Annotated in this window: 15 protein-coding genes; 8 read left to right on the forward strand and 7 right to left on the reverse strand. The window is 48.7% G+C overall.

The window, feature by feature from the left end; all coding sequences use genetic code 11:
• Window positions 1-8 precede the first annotated feature (8 nt).
• Complete coding sequence (locus tag ACYVAD_RS24840; RefSeq protein WP_461142246.1) at window positions 9-335, reverse strand: hypothetical protein; 327 nt, start codon at window positions 333-335, stop codon at window positions 9-11.
• Window positions 336-541: 206 nt separating this feature from the next.
• Here ACYVAD_RS24840 and ACYVAD_RS24845 point away from each other — a divergent pair, with 206 nt between their 5' ends.
• Genes ACYVAD_RS24845 through ACYVAD_RS24860 form a run of 4 tightly spaced genes read left to right on the forward strand, consistent with a single transcriptional unit; the run spans window position 542 to window position 5989 of the window.
• The gene (locus tag ACYVAD_RS24845) at window positions 542-1900 is read left to right on the forward strand and encodes a glutamine synthetase family protein (RefSeq protein ID WP_461142247.1); all 1359 of its coding nucleotides are present in this window, start codon (window positions 542-544) and stop codon (window positions 1898-1900) included.
• A 1-nt stretch (window position 1901) separates the two neighbouring features.
• Window positions 1902-2942 carry an aminoglycoside phosphotransferase/kinase family protein gene (locus tag ACYVAD_RS24850; RefSeq protein WP_461142248.1) on the forward strand — a complete coding sequence of 347 codons (1041 nt, stop codon included), beginning with the start codon at window positions 1902-1904 and terminating at the stop codon, window positions 2940-2942.
• A gap of 27 nt (window positions 2943-2969) precedes the next feature.
• Complete coding sequence (locus ACYVAD_RS24855) at window positions 2970-5105, forward strand: alpha-L-fucosidase (protein WP_461142249.1); 2136 nt, start codon at window positions 2970-2972, stop codon at window positions 5103-5105.
• Window positions 5106-5137: 32 nt separating this feature from the next.
• Window positions 5138-5989 carry a TIGR01459 family HAD-type hydrolase gene (locus ACYVAD_RS24860; RefSeq protein WP_461142250.1) on the forward strand — a complete coding sequence of 284 codons (852 nt, stop codon included), beginning with the start codon at window positions 5138-5140 and terminating at the stop codon, window positions 5987-5989.
• Window positions 5990-6001: 12 nt separating this feature from the next.
• On the opposite strand, the gene kdsA is transcribed toward ACYVAD_RS24860, so the two are convergent.
• Complete coding sequence (gene kdsA / locus ACYVAD_RS24865; RefSeq protein ID WP_461142251.1) at window positions 6002-6811, reverse strand: 3-deoxy-8-phosphooctulonate synthase; 810 nt, start codon at window positions 6809-6811, stop codon at window positions 6002-6004.
• Window positions 6812-7048: 237 nt separating this feature from the next.
• Here kdsA and ACYVAD_RS24870 point away from each other — a divergent pair, with 237 nt between their 5' ends.
• The 4 genes from ACYVAD_RS24870 to ACYVAD_RS24885 all read left to right on the forward strand — a co-directional run bounded on the left by ACYVAD_RS24870 (window position 7049) and on the right by ACYVAD_RS24885 (window position 11445).
• Window positions 7049-7288 carry an acyl carrier protein gene (locus ACYVAD_RS24870; protein WP_176565276.1) on the forward strand — a complete coding sequence of 80 codons (240 nt, stop codon included), beginning with the start codon at window positions 7049-7051 and terminating at the stop codon, window positions 7286-7288.
• A gap of 170 nt (window positions 7289-7458) precedes the next feature.
• Complete coding sequence (fabF, locus tag ACYVAD_RS24875) at window positions 7459-8709, forward strand: beta-ketoacyl-ACP synthase II (protein WP_461142252.1); 1251 nt, start codon at window positions 7459-7461, stop codon at window positions 8707-8709.
• A 3-nt stretch (window positions 8710-8712) separates the two neighbouring features.
• Entirely contained in the window at window positions 8713-9504 is a 792-nt protein-coding gene (rnc, locus tag ACYVAD_RS24880) for a ribonuclease III (RefSeq protein WP_461142253.1), read from the forward strand.
• A gap of 414 nt (window positions 9505-9918) precedes the next feature.
• Window positions 9919-11445 carry a Do family serine endopeptidase gene (locus ACYVAD_RS24885; RefSeq protein WP_461142254.1) on the forward strand — a complete coding sequence of 509 codons (1527 nt, stop codon included), beginning with the start codon at window positions 9919-9921 and terminating at the stop codon, window positions 11443-11445.
• A 351-nt stretch (window positions 11446-11796) separates the two neighbouring features.
• On the opposite strand, the gene ACYVAD_RS24890 is transcribed toward ACYVAD_RS24885, so the two are convergent.
• From ACYVAD_RS24890 to ACYVAD_RS24910, 5 genes are all read right to left on the reverse strand, one after another.
• A complete protein-coding gene (locus ACYVAD_RS24890) occupies window positions 11797-12756 on the reverse strand; it encodes a DUF1735 domain-containing protein (protein ID WP_461142255.1) in 960 nt (319 codons plus the stop codon).
• An 11-nt stretch (window positions 12757-12767) separates the two neighbouring features.
• On the reverse strand, window positions 12768-14351 hold the full coding sequence (locus ACYVAD_RS24895) for a SusD/RagB family nutrient-binding outer membrane lipoprotein (RefSeq protein ID WP_461142256.1): 1584 nt from the start codon (window positions 14349-14351) through the stop codon (window positions 12768-12770).
• 10 nt (window positions 14352-14361) lie between these two features.
• Window positions 14362-17493 (reverse strand): SusC/RagA family TonB-linked outer membrane protein, encoded by a 3132-nt coding sequence (locus ACYVAD_RS24900; RefSeq protein ID WP_461142257.1) that lies wholly within the window; start codon window positions 17491-17493, stop codon window positions 14362-14364.
• Window positions 17494-18056: 563 nt separating this feature from the next.
• Window positions 18057-18491, reverse strand: a complete 435-nt coding sequence (locus ACYVAD_RS24905; protein ID WP_461142258.1) for a hypothetical protein — start codon at window positions 18489-18491, stop codon at window positions 18057-18059.
• A 15-nt stretch (window positions 18492-18506) separates the two neighbouring features.
• Window positions 18507-19358, reverse strand: coding sequence for a transglutaminase-like domain-containing protein (locus tag ACYVAD_RS24910; protein WP_461142259.1), 852 nt, complete (start codon window positions 19356-19358; stop codon window positions 18507-18509).
• Window positions 19359-19396 lie beyond the last annotated feature (38 nt).

Raw genomic sequence — 19396 nt, forward strand, 5'->3', positions numbered from 1 at the left:
CGGCTTACTTAGTTGACAGCCTCGATCTGATCGACGGGCATTACGTCCTGGCGCGGCTTGCGGACAGGTGCCGCATTCTCGCCAGGAATCGAAGCTGGATTCGGGTTGCGTATCGTCGATACGGGCGCTTCGGATAATACGTCCAGTTTTTCGCGCCCCGTTTTTGCGGGAATGATGTCGTCGTTCGACATCCGGTCAGGCGTAAGAATCGAGTCCGGTTTCGCGATGTGTACGGCACGGGGCGTAGCAGGAGCCGGATCAATGGTTGATGTAGAGCAGGCGGTGAACGTAACAGCAGCAATCAGGAGAGCGAAGGAGGTAGCGAGCGTTTTCATAAGAGCGTATTGGTTAATTGGTTTTGGCTGTTTTGATTAGGTTGGCAGCTTGTCTGCCGGTTTGTTGATTCAAAACAAGCACAGGACTATCATCCCCTAAAATCGCCGGGATCAACCACCCTGACTTTGGGAGGAAATGGGCAAAGTTTGGGATGAGTTATTACCTTTGGTTGTCTAACCAGACCCGGAATTATACCGGTTGTACTATGAATCAGCAGGACATTATCGATTCCATCGCCCAGGCCGCCAGCCCTAAAATCAAGTACGCCTTTGCCGATATTGATGGGATACTGCGGGGTAAGGTGATACATCGACAAAAGCTGCTGGACAGTCTGACGGACGGGTCAGGCTTCTGCGACGTGGTCTGGGGCTGGGATTCGTCGGATGCTCCGTACGATAATGGTATTATCACAGGCTGGCAATCGGGTTATCCGGACACGCCCGTCAGGATTGATCTTAGTACGTTGCGGCACATCCCCTGGGAAGACAATATGCCATTCTTCCTGGCGGATTTCAGTAATCCCGATGGTAACGACCTGGCGGCCTGCCCGCGGTCGTTACTGAAGCGTATTGCCGGCCAGTGCCGCGATATGGGGTTTCACGCCGAGTACGCGCAGGAGTTTGAGTGGTTCAATTTCCGGGAAACGCCCCAGTCTCTCCAGGCGAAAGACTTTCGCAACCTGGAGCCCCTCACCCCCGGCATGTTTGGTTACTCGATTCTGCGTCCGTCGCTTGAAAGCCCGTTTTATCACGACCTGTTCGATTTACTGACCCAGTTTGACATTCCCATTGAAGGTTTGCACACGGAGACCGGACCGGGTGTTTACGAAGCGGCTATCATGCACGACGAGGTTGTTCGAGCGGCCGACAAAGCTATCCTCTTCAAGACGTCAGTCAAGGAAATCGCGTACAGACACGGCCTGATCGCTACGTTCATGGCCAAGTGGAGTACCGACCTTCCGGGTTGTAGCGGCCATATTCACCAGAGCCTTTGGAATGCAGATAAAACCCGGAATCTGTTCTTCGATTCTGCTCGACCCGATAAGATCAGTGAGCTGATGCGTCACTTTATCGCAGGGCAGCTGTTTTGTCTGCCGCACATTACGCCGATGTTCGCCCCTACCATCAACAGCTACAAACGGCTGGTAGAAGGAGCCTGGGCCCCTACCACCGTCACCTGGTCACTGGACAATCGGACAACAGCGTTACGTATTCTGAACCAGAACGAAAAGCTGACCCGGGTAGAACATCGTGTTTCGGGAGCCGACACGAATCCGTATCTGGCGCTGGCGGCTGCACTAGCATCTGGGCTGTACGGAATAAGGCATCGGTTATCGCTGGACACGCCACCCTCGGTGGGTAATGGCTACGCCGACAAACAGTATGGTGTCCTACCAACCAACCTTTATGAAGCAACCCAGCAGATGGCCCGCTCGCCCATTGCGGCAGAACTGTTCGGAGATGCATTTGTTAACCACTTCACTCGTACGCGCGACTGGGAATGGCGTCAATACGCCAAGCAAGTGAGCGACTGGGAGTTGAAGCGGTATTTTGAAATTATTTAGTATGCGCCTTATTAATTACCCGGCTATTATCGAAAAAGCCTGGCTGGATTTCGACCCAGCCAGTTCCGTCCAGTTTGTTGAGGATATCAGTGCCAAAGTTTCGACCAATCACGTTTTTCGGGTAACCCTGGAAAACGGGGATCGGGTTATCGCGAAGCTTTCGTATTTCGGAAAGTACGAGCAGTTTCTGGAAGATCACCGGATCATTCACGCGCTAGCGAATAATCTGTTGTACCCATTCGAAAACGTACTGGCAAAGTCATTGGTGCGGGATGGGCAGGTGTACACATATCGGCACCGGGATGATCTTCTGGACGCCTGGGTCGTTTTCTACAACCCAATTCGCACCCAAAATAAACTCCCTCGTCGGCTCGATGAGCACCAGATTCGGCTATTGGGCGCGCAGGTCGCCCGCTTTCATAAGGCCTGTTCCCGGGTGAGTACCGTACTGCCTAAATCGTCAAAAACGTTACGTTCTGATATCTGGGACTTGCTGGATCAACTGGATACCGAAACTGGACAATTCGAACACCGGATGCACGTTGACGAGCTACGTCGGCAATGCGATTTGTTTCTTGCGAACCGGCAGAAGCTGGTCGCTGGTACGGTCGAAACAATGCCCGTTTTTGTTGACTGGAACATTGGCAATTTCTCAGTAACCGAGAATCTGGAGCTGTTTTCCCGCTGGGATTACGACTGGTTCCGCATCAGTTACCGGGTCATGGATTTCTACTTTTTCAGCCGGGTTTCGTCCGATGTCGGCGACCGAACAATCTTCAGCTACCTCATCGACCCGATGATGGAAGACCGGTTCTTAATCTTCCTCCAAGAGTACCACAAAGTTTATCCGCTAACGGAGGCCGAAGTGCGTTTTTTCCCGGAAGCGTATCGGTTCTTCATTTTAAATTACGTTATCAAGTACGGTCGCTACTTCTTCCACCGGACGTACGCCACCAAGCTGCAACGGGAAGCGTATGAGCTTTACTTCCCGTCCATCGAGCGGTTTAACGCAGATAAAATTCTGCGGGCGCTCAACCTGTAATTCTACAATCCACCGAACTCTGTTTTCATGAAGACCCGCTTTTCGTACGCGATTACACTTTTTTACTTCCTGTCGTACTTCGCTACCTACGCCCAGATTGACCCCAAAGCGCTGAAAGAATGGCAGGACCAGAAGTACTCGATGTTTATTCACTTTGGTGGTGTTTACTCGGTACTGGGTGGCGTCTGGAACGATAAGCCAGTGACGGTTGGACTAAGTGAGCAGATTCAGGCACACGCGGGTATTTACAGCGATACCTACGCCAATGTAGCCAGCCGGTTCAACCCCACACACTGGAATCCTGATTCAATTGCCCTACTAGCGAAACGAGCGGGCATGCGCTCCATCGTTATTACGTCGAAGCATCACGACGGTTTCTGCATGTTCAAGACGGCCACGACGGATTTTAATGTAGTTGACGCGACTCCTTACAAACGTGATGTTATCGGCGAATTAGCTGCCGCCTGTAAACGGCAGGGCGTTACGTTCGGCCTCTATTTTTCGCTCATTGACTGGCATTTTCCCGAGGCCTCCCCTATTTCCAGCCACAATTCTGATCCAATCACGCCAGCGCACCACGAATACAACAAAAAACAGATTACCGAATTGCTGACAAACTACGGCCCCGTCGCCGAACTGTGGTTCGATATGGGATCGCAAAGCTTGACGCAGAGCAAAGAGATGCGCGATCTGGTCCACAAGCTCCAGCCAGACTGCATGATTGGTAGTCGCATTGGTAACGATATGGGCGACTTTACAGTGATGGGTGATAATCAGGAACCGGATTATACGATTGGCGTTCCCTGGCAGTCGCCGGCTTCATTCTTCGACGAAACCTGGGGTTATCGTTCCTGGCAGAAGCGGGTACCAGAAGACGAAAAGATGCGCGAGAAGCTGACCAGCTTGATCCGCGTGGTGAGCCGGGGCGGTAAGTACCTCCTCAATATTGGGCCCAAAGGTGACGGCTCGGTTGTGCCCTACGAAAAAGATATTCTGTTACAGATTGGCCGATGGCTGGACAAAAACGGAGAGGCTATTTACGGCACTAATCCTGATCCGTTCTACCAATCTTTCGCCTGGGGTAGCGTAACCAGCCGTCCGAACAAGTTGTATCTGCATGTGCTAAGTCAGCCGGCTGGCGGTCAGATTGCCTTGCCAGGTTTGGGTGGAACGATCAAAAGCGCGTCCATCCTGGGCGACAAAACCGCAAAACTGACGGTTGTTCGCGGGAAAGATGGGGTAGGCATCAATCTACCAACGAATTTCAGCGTTGCCAGGGATATTCAGGTCATTGCCGTCGAGTTTGCTGATGGATATAGTGTTCGCCCTTATCAGCCCATTTTTCTGGATGCCACTACTCAGCTGACTCATGACAATTCGTACAAGTATTACAGCAACTCGGGAATTGACTACAACTCCCGTTTTCAGAGCACGATCGCTGAATCCTGGACAATTAAGCCTGAGCAAGCAGGTACGTTTAAACCTGTATTGACTTACTCGGATGAAGAAAAAGGCCAGAAGCTTAGTTTAACCATCGGGGATAAATCGTCTAACGTGACGCTGTCTGGTGGTAAATCCGTTCCTTTGCCCGCAGCGTCATCACTTACCTGGGGCTCTCTGTACGTATCCGGCCCCGTACAGTCGGGTATTGGCGGCCTCCCTGCCGGTGCAGGATCAATAGACGTAACGAAACCCTGGCACGGCAAGCCCTGGCAGCAGAAACCTGACTGGCAAAACGGGACAGTTTATGCGCTTCCCGCTGGCCTGACAAGCGTTTATTACGTTCTCCAGGAGGTTACCGCCCCCAGCGACCAAACTGTACTGGTGGGTATTAATAGTGGCGACGGCGTGCTGGTAGCGCTCAATGGTAAGCAGTTGCTGGAACACAACAGCCCAGACAAGGCTGCCCAAACCCGCGACATCGTCATGCTACCGCTCAAGCAGGGAAAGAACCAGCTACTCGTCAAGCTATTTAACAATTTCCAGAAAAGTACGCCGGTTGGTATTGATCACAGTGTCCCTCAGGTACTTTACCAGAAGGAGCTGCCACCGGTACGTCTGGACAATATGTTTACCCCCGTTCGCTGGTCTTTGAATAATCCGGCAACTCCTCACCAGACAATGGTGATTCCGAATGTTTCGCTTCGGTTTGTGAAAGAATAATCCGCTCGTTTTCCCTGTAACTACAACCTATCATGCAGCTAGACTCGTTCAGCAGTTTAATCGACAAGTATCAGGTTTTCTTCTTCGACGCCTTCGGTGTCCTCAAAAATTACAAAGGTCTCATTCCTGGCGTTACCGATACCTTTGCCTACCTACGTCAACAGCAGAAACAGATCTATATCCTGACTAACGACGCGTCGCGCAGTCCACAGCAACTAGCTGAATCTTACTGGAAACTAGGGATGAGCGACGTAACACCCGATATGATTATCTCATCGGGTATGCTGGCGCGGGAGTACCTGCAACTAAAAGTAAACCACGGTACGGTAGCTTATTTGGGCACCGATAATTCGGCGCACTACATCGAGTCAGCGGGTCTGAAAACAATTTCGATCAGCAAGCTGACGCTGGACAACATTTCGGAGGTCAACGCACTGGTTTTGCTCGATGATGAAGGCTTCGACTGGAATACCGACATAACGAAAGCGGTCAACCTGTTACGTCGGCGAAATATTCCGGTCATCGTCGCGAATACCGACGCTACGTATCCGGTTTCTAAAAATCGACTAGCCATCGCTATTGGCAGTATCGCTGACATGCTGGAGTCGATCGTGGGGAAGCAGTTCATTCGGTTCGGCAAGCCCGACGCTCAGTTGTTCATGTTTGCTTATGAACGGGTACAGGAACAAACACCCACCAGCAGTAAACGAGACATTCTGATGGTGGGCGATACATTACGTTCCGACATTAGTGGGGGTAATAAATTTGGGCTGGATACAGTGCTGGTGCTTTCGGGCAACACGGCTTCCGCCGAAGCAGAAATCCGCATTCTGGCTACCGGCATCATTCCAACTTACATCTGCGAATCGATTGCCTTAACGTAACTGGCGCAGTTTTTACAGGATACTTTCCCGGACACGCACCAGCCGTTCCAGTAAGGCTTCCAGTTGATCCAGTGGGAGCATGTTGGCACCGTCGGACTTAGCACAGGATGGGTCTGGATGCGTTTCGATAAACAAGCCATCGGCACCAACGGCAATGGCCGCTTTGGCAATGGTCGCGATCAGGGCGGGTTTCCCTCCCGTTACGCCCGATGTCTGGTTAGGCTGTTGTAATGAGTGCGTACAGTCCATAACAACAGGAACGCCATGAGCCTGCATGGCAGGCAGATTCCGGTAATCAACGACCAGGTCACCGTATCCGAACGAGTTACCCCGATCCGTCAGAAAGACCGTCGCGTCCGGGTTTGTCGCTTTCACCTTCTCAACGGCGAAGCCCATACTTTCGCCCGACAGAAACTGGCCTTTTTTTACGTTGACGGCCCGACCGGTTTTGGCAGCCGCTTCAATCAACTCGGTCTGGCGACAGAGAAAAGCGGGAATCTGGAGCACGTCCACGTAAGGTGCCGCCATGGCAGCCTCCTCCGATTCGTGAATGTCCGTTACGGTCGGAATATCGAACGTATCGCCAACTTCTTTGAGAATGGATAGGGCTAACTCATCACCAATTCCCGTAAAGGAATTCAGCTTAGTCCGGTTTGCTTTCCGGTAAGAGCCTTTGAAAATATATGGAATACCTAGTTTATCGGTAATGGTGACAATACGTTCAGCAATTTGTAACGCCATGTCTCTTCCTTCGATAGCACAGGGACCCGCCATCAGAAAAAAGCGGTTTCCATTAGTATGTTTCAGTTTGGGAATTTGCATCAGTAGTTGATTGGATTACTACCGTAAAGGTGCGTAAAAGCGATGAACTACGCATTTATCTACTTTCTCTACTATACGTCCCCAGAAAACCATAAACACAATTATTTGCCTAATAGTCAACTATTTACCCTTAAAAGCGAGACTTATTTTAACGTTTCTATCCATAAAAAATTGTTTGACAATCCCGCGGTAAATCTGTTTATTTGCGCAGTTTTTTAACCCCAACGGTCTACTAAAATGTCAGAAATTGCAGAGAAAGTAAAAAACATCATCGTTGAAAAACTAGGTGTTGAAGAGTCAGAAGTTACTCCCGAGGCAAGCTTCACCAACGATCTAGGTGCAGACTCGCTAGATACGGTTGAGCTGATCATGGAATTCGAAAAAGAATTCAATCTGCCAATCCCTGACGACGATGCAGAGAAAATCGCTACGGTTGGTGCTGCTATCGATTACCTCGAAACGCACCTCAAAAAATAAGTAAAAACAGGGTTTCCCTGTTTTTTCCTGGTTGCTTACCGGCAACCTGTTCATCGACAAAACCAAGCTGTTGGCCTTACGCCCGTTCTGTTGACGGCACAGGATCAACTCTCAGGAAAGTAACTCGGCTCCTAGCTGATTGCTCCTGTTTTATCACGCAGTAATTCTGTATGACATTCAAACGAGTCGTAGTGACCGGCCTCGGCGCGCTGACGCCAATCGGCAACGATGTAGCCACCTATTGGAACAACTTAGCCGCCGGCGTAAGCGGGGCCGGTCCCATTACGAAGTTTGACGCGAGCAAGTTTCGTACTCGGTTCGCCTGCGAAGTAAAAGGCCTCGACGTTACGCAGCACATTCCGCGGCAGGAAGCCCGTAAAATGGATATGTTTACCCATTACGCGCTTATTGCCACCGATGAAGCGGTTCGTGACGCTGCCATCAACCTCGACACCATCGACAAAAACAAGGTCGGTGTGATCTGGGGCTCTGGTATTGGCGGGCTGAAATCCTTCGAGGACGAGATGATCGATTACGCCAAAGGCGACGGTACTCCTCGCATCAACCCCTTCTTTATCGTTCGAATGATCGCCGATAGTGCATCGGGGCAGATTTCGATGCGCTACGGCTTCCGGGGCACGAACTACGTAACGGTGTCGGCCTGCGCGTCGACCAACAATGCCATCATCGACGCCTTCAACTACATCCGCCTGGGCCGCATGAATATGTGCGTCGCGGGTGGATCGGAAGCGGCTGTCACCCGAGCGGGTATTGGTGGTTTCAACGCCAACCGTGCCCTGTCAGAACGGAATGAATCGCCCGAAACAGCTTCTCGTCCGTACGACAAAGACCGCGATGGTTTCGTGCTTGGCGAAGGTGCGGGTGCCATCATTTTGGAGGAATACGAACACGCCCAGGCTCGCGGAGCGAAGATCTACGCCGAGTTGATTGGCGGTGGTATGTCTTCGGATGCTTATCACATCACAGCGCCCCACCCGGAAGGGCTGGGTGCTTATCTGGCTATGAAAGATGCGCTGGATGACGCTGGTATCGAACCAACGGAAATCGACTACATCAATACCCACGGTACGTCGACGCCCATCGGCGATCCGCAGGAGTTGAAAGCCATTTATCAGCTTTTCGGTGATCATTCGTTCAATCTGAACATCAGTTCGACGAAATCGATGACTGGTCACTTGTTAGGCGCGGCCGGTGCCGTCGAAGCAATTGCCTGTCTTAAAGCGATGGAGCACCAGTTGGTGCCGCCAACGATCAACTACGTCACGCAAGACGACGAAATCGATCCACGCTTCAATCTGACGGTCAATACGGCGCAGGCTCGTTCGCTGACAACCGTGATGAGCAACGCTTTTGGTTTCGGCGGGCACAATGCTATCGTCATCTTCCGAAAACTCAGTTAATTCGTGCAACTCGCTCTGCCACGTAACTTGTTCAATCCTTTCGACTGGTTTCGGCGTGGCGACGCCCAGCGTGGCGACGCTCAACCTGATCGTGCCGACCTGCGCAAGAACCTGCGTCGGTCAATAGCGCACATCATCGGCGAACGACCTTCTAATCTTGGGTTGTACCAGCTGGCGTTGCTGCACACGTCAGCCTCAAAGGCAACGGCTATTGACGGGTTCCGTGAATCGAACGAGCGGCTCGAATACCTCGGCGATGCCGTGCTGGGCATGATCATCGCGGAGTATCTTTTCAAACGGTATCCCTACAAGGATGAGGGTTTCCTGACCGAAGTGCGTTCCCGGATTGTCAATCGAGAAACACTCAACAGCATCGCCCGGAAAATTGGTCTGGATCAGCTTATCGAGTACGACGGAAGCCGCACTCGTGCTATGCCAGCCCGGACATCCATGTACGGCGATGCCCTTGAAGCCTTAGTGGGTGCTATTTATCTTGATAAAGGCTTTCGTTTTTCCCGCCGTTTCATTCTTAAGAACCTACTTTCTCATTACGATATTGAGTCAGTTGTTCAGAACAATGGCAATTTTAAAAGTCGGCTGATTGAGTGGTCGCAGCGGGAAGGAAAAGAAATTCGTTTTGAGATTCTTTCGGAGAAGGGAAGCAACCATTTTCGTGAGTTTATCGCCCAGGTGCTGGTCAATGATGAGCCTTTCGCCACCGGCAGCGGTTACAGCAAGAAAAAAGCAGAACAGGCAGCGGCTGAAAAAGCACTGGAGCTGTTAAATAATGACTAAGTTATTCTAGACGTTTCTTACGTTCTTACGAGGGGCTGGAGCTAATCCAGCTCCTCTTTTTTTTCTGTTATGCCTAGTTGTCATCAGCGTATCAGTGAACAATAAAGTCTCCTCTTCTTTGCCTTATGACTATATTGACATATTGCTGCAGCTGTTTCTACAAAAAAAGACAAAATGACAGAAAATCAGCTAGTCAGGTCGGTTGGAACGCGTATTGATCTATATGGAGCACAGACTGTCTTACGAGGAAATTACGTCTATTCGCGATTGCAGAATGTCCCTTAACCAAGAGCTGTTAAATTTTGTTAAGTAAGCTCGGACCCCGAATTTTTCGCAAATGACTTTCCGTTATATTGGCAGACTGAAAGGTCCTAAACAAACACAAAAAGAAAGTTTCTGAATTCTAAATTAACCATGAAAAGCAACTGGAAATTACTAGCACTAATGGCTCTTTTGTCCAGTGTTGTAACGTTGGCCGCTTACAACCTGCTGGGTTTTAACAATCGGGATGTCATTTTTAACGAATCGTCGGGTACGCCAACGATTACTGGCCGTCTAGCGGCTTTAACGGGCAACGGACCAACGTCCACACCAGGTGAGTTCTCTACGGCCGCCGAATTGGTTACGCCAACGGTTGTGCATATCCGGACAACGATGACGCGTACAGTGCGTCAGCAACAGGTCCCTGATATTTTTAAAGAGTTCTTCGGCGAAGGTTTCGGTGGTGGCCAATCGCAACCTCGTCGTCAACGCGGACAAGCTTCAGGATCGGGTGTGATCATCAGCAAAGATGGGTACATCGTCACGAACAACCACGTTGTTCAGGATGCTGATGAAGTTGAGGTAATTATGACCGATAAACGGAGCTTCAAAGCTAAAGTAATCGGTACGGACCCACTCACCGACTTAGCCGTCATCAAAGTAGAGGCTAATAACCTGCCAACCGTCGTTCTGGGCGATTCTGATGCGCTGAAACTAGGCGAATGGGTGCTGGCAGTTGGTTATCCACTTGACCTGGAATCGACCGTTACAGCGGGTATTGTGAGCGCGAAAGGCCGTCGGATTGGTATTCTTGATCAGAACATTGACCGGAACGATCCACAGCCAGACGCACCAGTAGAAGCCTTCATTCAGACGGATGCGGCTATCAACCCAGGTAACTCGGGTGGTGCATTGGTAAACCTGCGCGGAGAACTGATTGGTATCAACTCAGCCATTGCTTCGGCAACGGGTTACTACAGCGGTTACGGCTTTGCGGTTCCTGTATCACTGGTTAAGAAAGTATCGGCTGACCTGCTGAAATACGGCACTGTACAACGGGGTTACATCGGTATCCTGCCAAGAGAGCTAAATAGCACACTGGCTAAAGAAAAAGGCGTAAAAGTTGGTCGTGGTATCTACGTAGAAGATGTAGTTGACAAAGGCGCTGCAAAAGCGGCTGGCCTGCAAAAAGGTGATGTCATCATTAAAATGGAAGGTCAGTCGTTGGATTCAGACGCTCAGATGCGCGAAATCATTGGCCGTCGTCGTCCAGGTGATGCTGTAACTGTAACCGTCAACCGGAACGGCACCGAGCGTGATTTCAAAGTTGAACTGCGCAACCGCAATGGCAATAATGAGATCATTAAGAAGGCTGACGTAGCATCTGCGGCTAGTTCTTCTCTGAACTCGCTGGGAGCAAGCTTCCAGGATTTAAGTGCACAAGAAGCCAAACAACTTGGTGTAAGCGGTGGCGTCCGGATCGGCAAAATCACCGATGGCAAGCTAGCTGAGACTGACGTTGAAGAAGGTTTCATCATCGTGAAGGCCAACGGTAAAAACGTTAAGTCGACGAAGGATCTACAGGCTGTAATGTCAACCGTGAAAGAAGGCGAAGGTCTGATGCTGATTGGTATGTATCCCAACAGCTCACGGATGTACTACTACGCCGTACCTATCTAGTTTCGAGTTGCTCTAAACAGAAAACGGGGTACCAGTTATAACTGGTACCCCGTTTTCTGTTTAGTATCACTTTTTGCAAAGAAAGCTGCGATGCTGTAACCATGTATATAACGAAGTCATCAATATTCAACTATCTATTCGGCAATTCATTCTGAGTCTTATCTTTTCACAATCATTTCGATTTCTATTAGTAAGTACTCCGCCAGTATGCCCAAAGCATAACTATCGTATTCTAAAAAGACATACGTCAACTAACACAAATATGTATTTTACAGAAATGTCAACCATAATAAAAAGGCCTTGTCTATCTCTGACAAGGCCTTTTTATTATTCAGACAGAAAAACTAATTATTACGGACGTTCGCCTGTCGATTCCCAGCGCTCACGTAAGTAGAGGGTTTCTACTCCTCTTTGGACCATGATATAGCTAACATCCATCACTTTGCTGCTTCCGCTGATTGTCACTTTATTGACTCCCGTTGGATCCAGTTTGATCGTGCGTTTGTTCGCGTTAGTCGGATCGTCTACACCCACCGAGTTTGCAACCGCCGTTACGTTACCAGCATCGTCGAAGGTAAACACGGGGAAAAACGCGCCGAAATAAGAGGCAGAACCATTATTCGAGAAAACGAAGTATGGACCGTTCCATCCAGAGTTTGGATCAAACAGAGAATTAGACGTTCCCGATAAAGTGACTAAGTCACGAGTCCGAGGAGATATGGCGGAGAAAGTAGCATTGGAAACGTGCCGGAATGTCACGTTTGTTACTTTATAGCGACCATCATACTTGTTTTTCGCGCTCACGTTCAGCAGAATCGTACCAAAGTTACCACTAACGTTACCTGAAGACGCTGACGTAATTCGAACGGGTAATACGTAGCTTTTGCTAAAGTCAAACTGATTGCTTTTAATCTTCAATGCCACCGTTGCTGTACGTTGGCCTTTCGGAATCACGACAGAAGCAGGTACTGTATACAACGTAGCTGGAATTAGATCGTACGTTGTATGCTGCTCCGTATTATACTGAGTCAAAGCAGCCGCGTCGATGCCAAGGTTAACTGTGATATCCTCTGGAGCAACGTTGGCACCTGAATAGCTAACTGTGATTGGATAGTCGTTTTCCGCGGCCAGATTAAACGACTGGCTATACAACGCGTATTTACTACCGTATGGCGAGACAAAACTGCTAGGGTTTTTAAACTCGATTACGTTCGTTGACGTGGACGGGTCCAGCGAAAGAGTATCCTTCAGGCAGGAGCTCAGTGTGGCTGCTAATACGAACAAGCCAATTATATTTTTGAATATTTTCATGTGTCTATTGATCAATTAGGATCCCAGAAAATTAAATCGGCAAACTGATTAATGGGTCGGTAGTTAGCTGCATTGTATGATTGCTCCGACGATGGGTACAGAATACGGGTTATCAGTTTATCGGCCCGCGTCGAGTTCGACTTATTCGACGCAATATTCGTGTAGCCATTACCTGCTGGATTTGTTACAGGGTAACCTGTCCGACGAAACTCGTTCCAACCTTCATCGGAATTGATCATGTTCACCGCAATGTATTTCTGCGTAATGATTGCTTCCAGACGTTGTGCGTTGGTCGTTGCCAGGTTGATGTTTACCAGGTAACTCGCAGCATTATCTGTTTTGTAAGTTGCTACGTCCGTGGTTACGTTCTTTGTTGTCGATACAACGTTCGTTACGTCTTTGTAGAGATACGTGAACGACTGTGTAATACCCTGGTTGAAGCTAGTTGTTACGTCGCCTGTCAGGAAGCCTTTTAGCTGTGCTTCAGCCTGTAGAAAGTACGATTCAGCTGCCAGCATGATGGGTTGCCCCATCGATGGCCCTTTCAGAATACCTAGTGCGTTCGAGATACTAGATGCACTACTATACGTACCGGTGTACCAGGTTGGATAGTTGGTGATGATCGTCGGAGCATTCACTTCATTCCCTAGCTGATTGACAGGCGTTGTTCCCGCTGAGAAGTTTTTGAAGATTACGTTACCACGACCATTGTCCGTTAGCTTCTGCCCCTTGTAGAAGCCGTAGACAAATTGTGTTGGGAGCCTTGACGAGTTTGACAGAGCACCAGCTACAGAATACCCCCAAGAATTCCACATGGGGTTCTGTTTGCCATCCTGTTTAATGTAACCAGGGTTGACTATTACATCCGTGCTAACAAAGCCGAGCGTTTTGTCCAGTGCCGCAAATTTCGTCGTAACGAAAGACGACAGCGAAGAAACGGCAGACACCCGAATCAGCATACGCAATTTCAACGTATTGGCAAACTGCTTCCAGCTCGTCATATTACCTGAAAACATTGGGTCAGACGACGAGTTCAGCGCAATGGGTGCTTTTGCATTGTTGATAATCGCAATCGCATTGTCGAGTTGGTTGACCAAGTCCTGATAGATCACCGGAGCAGAATCATACTTGGGCGTCCGATTACCATTGCCCTGCAGTGCTTCCGAATAAGGCACATCACCAAATGCATCAACTAAACGCTGGTAGTTCAGCGCCGTCATGATCTTAGCGGCAGCGTTGTAATACGACTGCTCATCGATTCCTTCCGTCTGGGTAATCACATATTTGTAATCTTCCAGATTATCATACGTATTTACCCAGAGACCATTATAGTCAATCGGGGTGATATTGTAGTTTAGTAAGTTCCCAAAACCGGAGAAACCACCCGCGTTGGCCTGATAACCACCAAAGTTAGCTCCGTAATTATTGTAACTAACAGACAGCGAAGCAGAGCCAACAATAGCCTGGGGAAGAACCAGGGGAGCCGACACGACGGTTGCCGCATTCGGGTTAGTATTAATGTCCAGGTATTCGCTACAGGATGACGTACCAAAGAGCAGCAGCGTCAAAACCCAGTATATATGATTTTTTTTCATCGTTTATCTATTAAAACGTTAACGATACTGTACCACCGAAGTAACGAGCAGGTGGCGTTTGTCCCAGGTTTGTGACACCAACAGCATTGCTGTCTGTTCCGTTTGCACTATATTCTGGATCTGTGTATAGGTTTGATTTAGGCACCCAGATGAATAGGTTACGGCCCTGGACGCTCAAGGTAGCGCCTTTGATGAATTTCGTTTTCGTCAGCAGAGCCTGCGGGAAATCATAAGCAATAGACGCTTCGCGAAGCTTCCAAAAACCAGCTGAGTTAACGTAGTTCTCGCCGATGTTTGTGTTGCGCGTTCCATCCGTCCAGAAATCAGCTCCACCGCTGCGCACCGCAATATTTGTGTTAGCAACGTAATTGCCGTCAGCAGCCAGATAAGACGAATTTGGAATCACGAACCGGTCCCGATTGTACCAGGCGGTACGGATACCAGCTCCCGAAAAGTCGTAACCGGTCGAGATAGCATTGAAAATGTAATGTCCATTTCGGTATTCGAATAAAGTGGAGAAGCGAATTCCTTTGTAACGCAGCAAAGTGTTGAAGCCCAAAATATGCGGAGGAGTCGTAATACCCACGTCGCTGAACGTACCGTTACTAGCTGGATAGCCAGTAATAGGATCAACGATGATTCGTCCCTGTGGATCACGATTGTAGGTCGTTGTCTGCAACAGCGGGAATGGTGATCCAACTTTTGCCAGAACTTGGGCACCAGCAGTTCCTTGGCTGTTAATGATCAATTGATTCGATTGATCAGATAGCGATAATACTTTGTTACGGTTCAAAGTGTAGTTACCACCCACAGTAAATTCGAAGCCACTAGCCGTTTTGATTGGCGTAATTCTCAGATACGACTCTAGACCTTTGTTCTCTACCTCCCCAACGTTCGTCAGAAGTTCTTGAAAACCGGCGGCAGTCGATACGTTTACAACAATTGTCTGATTAACAGTATTCGTTTTGTAGAGCGTAAAACCGCCGTTGAGGCCGTATTTTTTCAGCTCAAAATCAAGGCCACCTTCGATCCCATTGGTTATCTCAGGCTTAATGTTGTCCGATACCAACCGATTTCCTAATGTGAAACCAGCACCACTAGCATAGGGATAACCGTAGGCTTGGTTAAACGTAGTCTGCAACGAATAAGCACCAAAATTCGTCGAATTACCCAGGTTGATCTGGCCAACCTGCGACACGCCACCCCGTAATTTCAAGCTTTGCAACCAATTGTTGGTCTGTAACGCAGGGAACGCGTCGGTAACGATGAATGACACGTCAGCCGATGGGTAAAAGAACGAACGGTTTTCTTTGGCAAGGATCGACCGCCAATCATTCCGGCCCGTTACATGCAGATAAAGATACTCTTTGAAACCGAAACGAGCTTCGCCATACACACCGATCTGACGAGCCTGATAATTGTTTTCGGTAGCCGTCGGGTTATTCAACGAGTTACCCAGGTTGTACAGGCCATCGATAACAAGACCATTGGCGCTGGAAGAAAGATCTTTCGACGCGTTACTTCTAAAGGTAGTTCCTAGTACGATATCAAAAGAGAAATCTTTCGTGATGTTCGTTTTGTACTGCGCCAGAAAGTCATTAACTAATTGTGTTGAAAACGCACTATAATCAGTTACAGAACCAGCGATATCGGTTTTGGAACTACCTGAAATGCTCTTGGTATAATCCGAGTAAGTGAACTTTCCGTTCGTGGTCTTATACGAGTTGTTATTTGTCGTAATTCCAACACGGCCGGTTAACGTTAAACCTGTGGTTGGCTGATACCGCAATTCAACGTTACCCTGAAAATAATCATTCCGTGTTTTCCTTCGGTTGTTAGACAGCGTAAAATACGGGTTCTGGAAATATTCGTTGAAGTATCCATTCGGATTCGCGAATGGGTCCGTCTGCCAGTTCTGGTACTGCGTTACGTCAACCTGACCCGGCGACATCAGCAGATTCTGATAAGCATTAGCGGTTTGGCTACTTTGATCGTAGCGGTTCGCAATAAAGTTTGTATTGAAGATCGCCGTCAGGTTTTTGTAAATCTGACGAGTACTGTTCGCACGAACGCTATATCGTTTATATCCTTCGTAGGGAACCGTCGATTTTTGATCAAAGTATTGACCCGACAGATAATAAGTCGACTTCTCATCACCAGACGAAACACTGAAGTCAGTCTGACTAGCTACACCCGTCTGCCAGAAGTTTTCGCGCGAGCCTTTGTAGTTATAAGGAACCGACTGAATCGAGCCGTCCTGCAATGGCTTACCAATAACTACCGTCGATCCATCAAAAGCGGGACCATACTGCTGGTTTTCGTAAGGCGTGTAGGTCGGTACGTCGTCGGGAGTCGTTCCCGAACCGAAACTCCGTTGCAGCTGAGGTAAGTAGCTTACCCGCTCTAACGTCGTCGTGTTCGAAATTTTGACTTCTGTAACACCTGCTTTACCTTTTTTCGTTGTTACAATCAACGCGCCATTCGATGCGTCCGACCCGTACAGAGCAGCAGCACCAGCCCCATTAAGTACCTGAATATCAGCAATATCTTCTGGGTTCAGGTTACCTAAAATATTGCTCGTCGAAATAATATTATCGATAATGATCAGCGCTTGGTTATTACCCGTCAGCGAGCGGTTACCGCGCAAGACGATCCGATAGTTTGGGTTAACACCACCACTCACCGCCGTCACCAACAGACCAGGTACCCGGCCTGACAGACCAGCCGCAATGTTCTGCGATTTACCCTGCGTGATTTCCTGCGAACGAATCGTAGTTGCCTGGTTGCCCAGCTCGCGACGTTGTGCCGTTAAACCACCAGCCGTTACAACGACTTCGTTCAGAACGTTATCGTCTGGAGTAAGGGTCGTGTTGGCTGTATTTCCCGTAATCTCTACTCGCTTCGTGACAAAACCCACGAACGAGAACGTCAGCGCCCGGGCACCTGCTGGTACGCTTATGCTAAATTGACCATCCGCATTGGTCGTAGTTCCGGTTTTTGTTCCGGGCACAATTACGGACACGCCGGGCAGCGAAGAGCCGTCTTCCGACGAGGTTACCTTACCGGTAACCGTTCGAGTCTGGGCATACGCTGTCCCGACCAGCAGTACACTCAGAAATAAACAAAGTAGTCTTTTATACATACTAACTTGGTTTGATTGGTTAAGAAAAAAAATGGAAACAGGCACTAAACTATGAAGAAGATTACCAGTGGTAGTCCTTTGGTGACAAAGCAGAAATGAGGTTGGGAGTAGGTAGAAGAACGCAACGATGGTCGCGAGCGGATAAGTAGAATAGCCTAGAGAGCGTGGCTTTCGTTAACTGCACTATGTATGTAGACTTGTTGATGAATATATGCAAACGATAATTTCTTAACAACCTGCTGTACTGACACAAAATTGGCTAAACACACAACCAGGCAATAATTAAGACAACAAATCTAATGGATTAAAAGAATATTAAGTTAAGTAACCTTAAAAAATTAATGAAAATCATTAAAAACAGTTAATGATCTCCTTTAAGCCATGCTTACATAATTATTATTTTGCTTATTAACCCATAAGGGTCACTAGTACACCCTTAAACTACCAGAAACAGTATTATATTAAAGTTTACTTCAAATACAAAGGGGCCCGGTAGCATATGATTTACTACCGGGCCCCTTTGTATTTTGTCTGGGTAAAACTAACTCAGACGCTAACTCGAACTACTTAAAACCAATAAAGCGCAAAGCTTTAGCCGAGCGAGTTATGTTGATGCGTAATACGTTTGCCTGTTTCTCGACGCCACGGTTTGTAAACGCCCGATCATTTTGTAAGGAGCCAATCAGCGTATCGTTCGTCCAGAAATAAACCCCATCGGTCTGACGACGTAGCAGAACATTTGAAATTCGCTCTTCGCTCGCTATTGGGTATTGATCAGTGTACGTCATGGTAACCGTACTATCCGTTTCTGCCGTTACGTTTAGTGAGGGCATCTGGGTAGGCGGAGTTGCCAGATGAAGTACGTCTGTAAATGCATTCGTCTGGTAAGTCCCGGCTACTTCTCTAGCTACGGATACCATGGCAGGTTGAATATCGCCTTCGTGTTGGCAACTTGCCAATGATCCAGCAAAAGCACAGAAAAGCAGTCGTTTTTTCATTGATTATTAGCCGTTTTAACTAATTGACCCCGCCGATGCCGAAACAGTTGGCGCTGATTCAGAATTATTTTGTCCGTCACTTTCCAAAGTATCAGCTTCCACCCAGACTTTCATTGAATTCAGGCTCATAGCGCCAAATTGAGTCGTAAACGCCACGTCAGCAGCATCGCGCCCGTAGGCAACCGTCACTCGATTTCCACGGGGTTCATTCTGCGTTGCATCAAAAGTGAACCACCTTCCATCTATATAAGCCTCGAACCAGGCATGAAGGTCCATTGGGTCAAGCCGATACAGATAGCCAACGACCATACGGGCCGGAATATTCAATGCGCGACACAGGGAAATTCCCAGGTGCGTAAAGTCACGACACACGCCAATCCGCTTATCGGCGGTGTCGGCTGCTGACGTGCTGGCGTTACTGGTTCCGTATTGGTACGTTACGTTGCCGTGTATCCATCGACGAATTGCTTCGGCCTGGTCGTATCCTGGCTCAACGTTCTTTGTAATCTCTACAGCAAGATCGCCGAGCTTGTCCGATTCGCAGTATCGACTAGGCAGCGTATAATGCAGTACGTCGTCGGGAAGATCCTCTACGGGCGTATAGGGAGCACCGGGCGCTACATCAATTACATCAGAAGTTTGTACACTGGCCGAAAAATGGATGGAGAAGGGCCCCTGAGGGGCAACGACCCGCTGACATAGATTACCGTATATATCCGTAAACTCGGTTACCGTCACGGTAGGTATGATCTGGTACGCTTCCCGCATAATCCATTGACCCGCCCCGGAACGCGGGCGAAGCATCAATACAATTGGAGTAGATTCCTGCGCTTCGAACGAAAGTTCGCAACCTACGTTGAGTTGCATAAAGTGGTTATTAGTTAATCGTTTGTACGTATTTAATA

The sequence above is a fragment of the Spirosoma pomorum genome, from assembly GCF_054776615.1.